We start from the raw sequence: 7,236 nt of genomic DNA, 5'->3' as shown, positions 1-7,236 counted from the left end.
GGCTTCCGGCACCGTCGCCCCAGGAGTGATCCGCTCGCCGTAGCGGGGCGGTTCATCGAGGTTGACGGGGGGACGCACCGGTGCGACCTTGTTGGCCCCGAGCACCTGACGGGCCTTGCCCAGCGAGGAGGAGAGCACCGTGACCTCGTAGTGATCGGCGGCGAACTGCGTGACACTGGCGAAGTCTCGGCGACGACGCACGATCGCATAGGTGATGAGGCTCAGGAGCATTCCGACCGCGACGCCGATGAGCACGAAGCCCAGGAAGAGCTGGATCGGCACCTCGGGGTTGCCCAGCACGAGGATCGCGGCGAGGAAGAGACCGATCAGCACGCCGTTGATCGCGCCGGAGCGCGCTGCGGCGGCATAGCCGAGCTTGCCGGTCACCCGCTCGACCGTGCGCACGCTCTGTCCGACGATGGCGATGTCGCGCGCGGGCACCTCCCCCGCGATCAGCTTCGAGACCGTCTTCTGCGCGCTCTCGTAGTCGCGCATCGACGCGACGATCTCGCCGGTGTCTGTGCCGCTCGCGGGCCGGTTCAGCATGCTCATCCGGCTATTCTTCCACGCGCACCGATGGACGGCCCGAGGCGCGGCCATCCCGCCGGAGACCTGAGCCGCCGACTACTCTGGAGAGGTGAGCACACAACGGGTATTCGCCGCGCGCCTCGCCGGGTGCGCCGTCTTCGATCCCGTCGGCGACCGGCTCGGCAAGGTCCGGGATGTCGTCGTCGTGTATCGAAGTACCGCGGCACCCCGCGTCATCGGCCTGGTCGTGGAGATCCCGGGGCGACGACATGTGTTCCTCTCGATCGGACGCGTCACCTCGATCCGCTCCGGCCAGGTGATCACCACGGGCCTGATCAACGTGCGCCGCTTCTCCCCCCGCGCCGGTGAGGTCCGCGTGCTGGCGGAGATGCTCGGGCGACGGGTGAGCTTCGTCGACGGCAGCGGCACCGCCGTGATCGAGGACATCGCGATCGAGCCCAACCGGCTCGGCGAGTGGGCGATCAGCCAGCTGTTCCTCCGCCGACCCAAGACCAGCGCCTCTCCCTTCGCGAAGGGCCCGACGACCTTCGCCGCCTGGAGCGAGGTGACGGAGCAGCGCGCTCCCGGCGAGTCGCAGTCGGCGGAGCAGCTCGTCGCCTCGTACTCCGAGCTGCATGCGGCCGACCTCGCCAACACCCTCCTCGATCTCCCGCAGCAGCGCATGATCGAGGTCGCGGAGGAGCTCTCCGACGACCGCCTCGCGGATGCCCTCGAGGAGATGCCCGAAGACGAGCAGGTGCACATCCTCGATCGCCTGGGAGACGAGCGCGCGGCCGACATCCTCGACCAGATGGAGCCGGACGACGCGGCCGACCTCCTCGCGCAGCTGGCACCGGACCGTCTGGAGCAGCTCCTCGAGCTCATGGAGCCGGAGGAGGCCGAAGACGTCAGGATGCTGCTGCGCTACGGCCCGGACACTGCCGGCGGTCTGATGACCCCGGAACCGATCATCCTGTCCGCCGATGCCACCGTGGCCGAAGCGCTCGCGCTGATCCGCCGCCACGAGCTGCATCCGGCCCTGGCCGCCGCGGTGTTCGTGACGCTCCCCCCGTTCGAGACGCCGACGGGGCGCCTGCTGGGGCTCGTGCACTTCCAGCGGATGCTGCGCTACCCGCCGCATGAACGGCTCGGCGCGATCCTCGACGACAGTCTCGAACCCGTGCCCGTCACCGCCTCCGCCGCCGAGGTGGCACGCCTCCTGGCCAGCTACGACCTGGTGTCGCTCCCGGTGATCGACGCGGCGCACCGCCTGGTCGGAGCGATCAGCATCGACGACGTGCTCGACTACCTGCTGCCCGACGACTGGCGCTCGCACGACAATGACGACGCCGCCGCTCCGGCGAAGGAGGTGCGCTGATGCCCCGCTCCCCCCGCCTCGACGCGCCAGGGCGCACGACCACACGCCCCAGGGCGACCTCACGCGACCGCTTCGGCCGTTTCACGGAGTGGGTCGCGCGGGCGATGGGGACGCCGGCGTTCCTCCTGATCCTCACCCTGTTCTGCGTGCTGTGGATCGTGTGGAACACCCTGATGCCGGACGAGTTGCGCTTCGACGACGCCGCGCTCGGGTTCACGGCTCTGACGCTCATGCTCTCGCTGCAGGCCTCCTATGCGGCACCCCTCATCCTGCTCGCGCAGAACCGTCAGGACGACCGCGACAGGGTGCAGATCGAACAGGACCGCCAGCGTGCAGAGCGCAACCTCGCCGACACCGAGTACCTCGCCCGCGAGATCGTGGCGTTACGGATGTCGCTCGAGGAGCGCAATTCGCAGGTCGTGACGCGCGACGTGCTCCGTCAGGAGCTCAAGGCTCTTCTCGCCGAGCTCGAAGAGTCTCCTGAGAAGACCCGATCCGGCTCCGCATCGTGACGGCGGTGGAGCGCGTCCGATCCGCCGTCGCCGCTGTGACGGATCCCGAGCTGCGTCGTCCCATCGGCGATCTCGACATGGTCCGCGACATCTCGGTGGAGGGTGATCGCGCACACGTCGGCATCGTCCTGACGATCGTGGGCTGCCCCGCCGCTGCCAGGATCGAGACGGATGTGCGCGAGGCTGCAGCGTCCGTTCCCGGTATCGCCGAGGTCGAGGTCGAGGTCGGCGTGATGACTCCGACCGAGCGGAAGGCGCTCACGGAGAAGCTCCGCGCGGGCAGGCCGGCACGGCACATGCCGTTCGGCCCCGACTCCCTCACCCGCGTGATCCTCGTCTCCAGCGGCAAGGGCGGCGTGGGCAAGTCGACGGTCACGGCCAACCTCGCGGTCGCCCTCGCCGCGCAGGGTCTCTCCGTCGGGCTCGTCGACGCCGATGTGCACGGCTTCTCGATCCCTGGCCTGCTCGGCATCCCGGCAGGCACGCAGCCGACGCGCATCGACGACCTCATGCTCCCCCCTGTCGCACACGACGTGAAGACGATCTCCATCGGGATGTTCCTCCGCGACGGCGAATCCGTCGTCGCGTGGCGCGGTCCGATGCTGCACCGCACGGTGTCGCAGTTCCTCACCGACGTGTTCTTCGGCGACCTCGATGTGCTGCTGATCGACATGCCACCGGGAACGGGCGACATCGCCATCTCGATCGGCCAGCTCCTCCCCCATGCGGAGGTGCTCGTGGTCACGACGCCGCAGACCGCCGCCGCCGACGTCGCCATCCGCAGCGGACTCGTCGCCCGGCAGACGGGCCAGCGCGTTATCGGCGTCATCGAGAACATGGCGGCGTACACCCTCCCCGACGGCACTGTCGTCGACCTGTTCGGCTCCGGAGGCGGCGCGGCCGTCGCCGAAGCACTCTCCGAACCGGAAGCCGCGGTCCCGCTGCTGGCATCCATCCCGCTGAGCCCCGCCCTGCGCGAAGGCGGAGACACCGGACGGCCGATCGTCTCCGACGACACGGACGATGCCGCAGCCGTGACCATCCGCGGCCTCGCGAGCGCGCTCGCGCACCGGGGCAGGGGTCTCTCCGGCCGATCCCTGCCCATGTCGATCCGCTAGGGACTGGGAGGATGCTCGGATGCCTGCACGTTCCCTGACCGTCGACGAGAGCCTGCTGCGACGGATGGCACGCGACGCCGCGATCTACTCGCTGACCCGTCCTGCGGCCATCGTCATGTGGGTCGCACTCGCGGCGGCGCTCGTCTTCAGCGTCGTCAACCTCACCGCGCCGGTGGCTCCGGGGGAAGAGGGACCTTACGGGGCAGGCTGGATGCCCGTGCTCATTGTCGCGCTCGCAGGTTTCGCCGTGTTCATGTCGGTGTCGGGGGCGCGCACCGCCGTGCGGATCGCGATGCCCGTCGGGACACGCGTGTGGGTGTCACTGGAAGACGAGGGTCTGCAGATGGGAAGCGGGCGACGTCGCTCCGACATCGCGTACCGCACGTTCCAGAGGATGCACGTGGGAAGGGACGCGGTGCTGTTGAAGCTGCGCGACACCTCGGCCGCGACCGCGATACCCCGCGAGCTGCTGACGGACGACGACATCGCCGCTCTCCGCTCCCGGATCTCCTAGCCCTCTCCCGCGGACCCCTGACGTCGCGACCGGGTCAGGTCGCCTCGGGATCGAACGGCGGGCGGTTGGTCGCACTGAACTCCTGCGGGACCGCGCGCGTGGGGGCGATGGAGCCTGCGACCGGCTCCGCGATCGTCGCTGTGGCCTGCATCGGGGTCGCCGGCTGCGGCTCTTCCATGAGGGCATCGCGGATGATCCGACGCGGGTCGTACTGGCGGGGATCGAGCTTGCGCCAGTCGACGTCGTCGATCTCGGGGCCCATCTCCTCGCGCACCCTCGACTTGGTCGCACGAAGGTACTCGCCGGCCTTGCGGACCATGCGGGAGAAGCTCTCCGCTGCGCGCGGGAGACGCTCGGGGCCGATGATCAGAACCGCGATGAGGCCGATCAGCAACAGCTTCTCGAAGGTGAGCCCGAACGTCATCTCTACAGGCTACCGCCGCGCCTGCGGTCCCCGCACTCGCGGACCGAATACGCTGGAGAAGATCACAGGCAGGCAGGGAGATACAGGCCATGAGCGAGCATGACGCGAACGCGCGTTTTCTGCGCGAGTCCATCGTGGAACCCGACGCCATCGCTCGCGCCCGTGCGCACGCGCTCGAGCTCGGGGCCATGCCCGTCAGCGCGTCCGTCGGCTCTCAGATCGCTGTGCTCGCCGCCGCGACCGGCGCCAGGTCGATCGTCGAGATCGGCACCGGTGCCGGTGTCTCCGGACTCTGGCTGCTCCGCGGCGCGCCCCAGGCCGTGCTCACCTCGATCGACAACGAACCGGAGCACCTCGCCGCCGCGCGGCAGGCCTTCTCCGACGCGAAGATCCCCTCCACGAGAGCACGTTTCATCACGGGGCGTGCGATCGACGTGCTCCCGCGCATGAACGAGAACTCCTACGACATCGTGCTGGTCGACGCCGACCCCGAGCACGTCATCGAGTACGTCGAGCACGGTCTGCGTCTCGCACGCACCGGTGGCCTCGTGCTCGTGCCGCGTGTCCTGGCGGGCGGCCGCGTCGCCGACCCGGTGCAGCGCGACGAGATCACGGCCGCCTACCGATCCCTCGTGCAGGAGACGCAGGAGTCTTCGGCCGTGCTCGCGACGCTCTCCCCCGCGGGCGAAGGCCTGCTGCAGCTGATCAGCCTCGCAGAGCGCGGCTGATCGCACGGATTCCCGATGGAGGCGGCGCCGACCACGCAGGTGCCGACCCAGGAAGAAGGGCGGTGGTTCCGAGGAACCACCGCCCTTTCGGATCCGCTGACGCGGATCCCTGGTCGATCAGGCCGGTGCCACGACGGCGCCAAGCACGTCGTGAAGCTCCTTGGCCTCGGCGTCGTTCACGGAGACGACCAGGCGGCCGCCGCCTTCGAGTGGAACGCGCACGATGATGAGTCGTCCTTCCTTCACGGCTTCCATAGGCCCGTCTCCGGTCCTCGGCTTCATCGCTGCCATCGTGGCTCCCTTTCCTCCGGTGGTATGGGATGAGTTTATCGGGTGTCACCGGGACCTGGAGGTCACGGAGCAACAATTGGGTCGAGCTCCACGGTCACGGGACCTGCCAGAACGTGTTCCCGAGCCCATACACGTGATATATCCAGACCCATTGACCGACCAGACATGCCGCCAGGACGCCGAGACGCCAGAGCCGAGACCGCGGCACGGCGACCGCGCCCCACAACGGACTGAGCGGGAGCAGCAGGCGGAAGGTGCTCGACTGGGGGAAGAAGACGGCGAGCAGGTAGAGCAGATAGCTCGCGCTCCAGAGGCGAAGATCGACGCCGAGCGCCCGTACCTGCGGTGAGAGCAGGAGCACTGCGGCGGCACCTGCCACGATGAGCACCAGGGCGATGGGCCCCCACCACTGCGGCAAGCCCCAGAGACCGAACCAGAACTGCGACGCCTGGATCCACCCCTCGAAAGGGATGAACCCTTCGACGCCGCCGGTGATCCAGTGCTGACGCCAGGCGAGCTCGGTCGCGAGATACGCCCCCGCGTCCCCTGTCGCGATGCCGGCGATCACCTGCCAGGCGAATCCGCAGAGGGTCGCGAGCGCCCCGAGCGCGAGGATGTGTGCGATCTCCCTCCCCACCAACGGATCGTCGCGGCGACGGATCCAGCGCACCACGCCGTGCAATCCCAGATAGAGCGCGAAGGCGAGGACGCCGGGGCGGGTGAAGGCCATCGCCGGGATGAGCAGATACAGCCAGGCGTACTTCCGCCGCGCCGTCATGTCGAGGGCGAGGAAGAGCAGCAGGAGGAACAGCGTCTCGGCGTATCCCACCTGGAACATCGCCGCGATCGGGCCGGCCGCGAAGAAGACCACTGCCCACAGCGCAGCGGAATCACCGATGCGCTCGCGCAGCAGCCGGTGCAGCACGAGGCACGCCAGGTATCCGACCCCGAGAGAGAGGAGGAGGGCGCCTGCTCCCCAGGAACCGAGCACGAGACCGATCCCCTTGGCCGCATATGCGAACACCGGCATGAAGGCCCAGGCATTCTCGGCGACGTCGCCCGCATCCGTGAGCGGCAGCTCTGTCGGGTACCCGTTCTCGGCGACGAGCCAGTACCACTGCGCGTCCCAGCCGAGCACGAAATCGATCAGGCCCGCCCCGGCGCCGAAGCGCGAGGAGGAGGTCGACAGCGATGCGGCGATGATGAGGAGCACCGTCGTCACGACCCGCGCCCCGAGGTAGATCAGCGCGACGCGCAGCGCGATCGGCGCCTTCGCCCAACGGCGCGCTGCGCTCAGTGCGAGGTGAGCCATGCGCGCAGGCCCCGCTCCACGGCGTCGATCTGCGCGAGCGGCACGCGCTCCTCATCGTGGTGGGCCAGGTGCGGGTCGCCGGGACCGTAGTTGACGGCGGGGATCCCCAGAGCGGAGAAGCGGGCGACATCCGTCCAGCCGTACTTCGGCCGCGGCTCCGCACCGACGGCGGCGACGAACTGCTTCGCGATCTCCGCGTCGAGGCCGGGACGCGCACCCTCGGCGGCGTCGGTGATCTCGACGTCGAACCCCGCGAGGACTCCGCGCAGATGTGTCTCGGCCTCCGCGGCGGACTTGCTCGGCGCGAAGCGGTAGTTGACCTCGACCTCGCAGGCATCGGGGATGACGTTCCCCGCGACGCCACCTGCGATGCGCACGGCGCTCAGACTCTCGCGGTACAGCAGCCCCTCGACCGGCACCTCCCTGGCCCG

The 7,236-nt window shown here is 69.3% G+C and carries 10 protein-coding genes; 5 read left to right on the top strand and 5 right to left on the bottom strand.

Annotation, left to right across the window (positions count from 1 at the left end; genetic code table 11):
- On the bottom strand, window positions 1-552 hold a 552-nt coding region (locus DSP71_RS21370; RefSeq protein ID WP_113682003.1), incomplete at its 3' end, for a general stress protein.
- An 85-nt stretch (window positions 553-637) separates the two neighbouring features.
- Here DSP71_RS21370 and DSP71_RS21365 point away from each other — a divergent pair.
- From DSP71_RS21365 to DSP71_RS21350, 4 genes are read left to right on the top strand one after another with little or no spacing between them, the layout of a single operon-like run.
- A complete protein-coding gene (locus DSP71_RS21365; RefSeq protein WP_046749559.1) occupies window positions 638-1,906 on the top strand; it encodes a magnesium transporter MgtE N-terminal domain-containing protein in 1,269 nt (422 codons plus the stop codon).
- The gene (locus tag DSP71_RS21360; RefSeq protein ID WP_045263089.1) at window positions 1,906-2,418 is read left to right on the top strand and encodes a DUF1003 domain-containing protein; all 513 of its coding nucleotides are present in this window, start codon (window positions 1,906-1,908) and stop codon (window positions 2,416-2,418) included. Before DSP71_RS21365 ends, DSP71_RS21360 begins: the two co-directional genes overlap by 1 nt.
- Window positions 2,415-3,536 (top strand): Mrp/NBP35 family ATP-binding protein, encoded by a 1,122-nt coding sequence (locus DSP71_RS21355; protein ID WP_113682002.1) that lies wholly within the window; start codon window positions 2,415-2,417, stop codon window positions 3,534-3,536. The genes DSP71_RS21360 and DSP71_RS21355 overlap by 4 nt, the downstream gene beginning before the upstream one ends.
- 19 nt (window positions 3,537-3,555) lie before the next feature.
- Window positions 3,556-4,050, top strand: coding sequence for a YcxB family protein (locus tag DSP71_RS21350; RefSeq protein WP_046749561.1), 495 nt, complete (start codon window positions 3,556-3,558; stop codon window positions 4,048-4,050).
- Window positions 4,051-4,084: 34 nt separating this feature from the next.
- Here the strand turns inward: DSP71_RS21350 and DSP71_RS21345 are convergent, their stop codons facing one another.
- Window positions 4,085-4,474: a twin-arginine translocase TatA/TatE family subunit gene (locus DSP71_RS21345; protein ID WP_061018124.1), complete on the bottom strand. Its 390-nt coding sequence runs from the start codon at window positions 4,472-4,474 to the stop codon at window positions 4,085-4,087.
- 89 nt (window positions 4,475-4,563) lie between these two features.
- Between DSP71_RS21345 and DSP71_RS21340 the strand changes: the two genes are divergently transcribed.
- On the top strand, window positions 4,564-5,202 hold the full coding sequence (locus tag DSP71_RS21340) for an O-methyltransferase (protein WP_058633170.1): 639 nt from the start codon (window positions 4,564-4,566) through the stop codon (window positions 5,200-5,202).
- Window positions 5,203-5,319: 117 nt separating this feature from the next.
- On the opposite strand, the gene DSP71_RS21335 is transcribed toward DSP71_RS21340, so the two are convergent.
- The 3 genes from DSP71_RS21335 to DSP71_RS24500 all read right to left on the bottom strand — a co-directional run.
- Window positions 5,320-5,493, bottom strand: a complete 174-nt coding sequence (locus DSP71_RS21335; RefSeq protein ID WP_071328210.1) for a DUF3117 domain-containing protein — start codon at window positions 5,491-5,493, stop codon at window positions 5,320-5,322.
- A gap of 94 nt (window positions 5,494-5,587) precedes the next feature.
- Window positions 5,588-6,805 carry a hypothetical protein gene (locus DSP71_RS21330; RefSeq protein WP_113682001.1) on the bottom strand — a complete coding sequence of 406 codons (1,218 nt, stop codon included), beginning with the start codon at window positions 6,803-6,805 and terminating at the stop codon, window positions 5,588-5,590.
- A partial coding sequence (locus tag DSP71_RS24500) for a M20/M25/M40 family metallo-hydrolase (RefSeq protein ID WP_258546600.1) occupies window positions 6,787-7,236 on the bottom strand: 450 nt, incomplete at its 5' end. The genes DSP71_RS24500 and DSP71_RS21330, both read right to left, overlap by 19 nt.

It is taken from the genome of Microbacterium sp. H6, assembly GCF_003314775.1.
In the GTDB taxonomy this organism is placed as follows: domain Bacteria; phylum Actinomycetota; class Actinomycetes; order Actinomycetales; family Microbacteriaceae; genus Microbacterium; species Microbacterium oxydans.
This window is presented reverse-complemented; position numbering and strand designations above follow the sequence as displayed.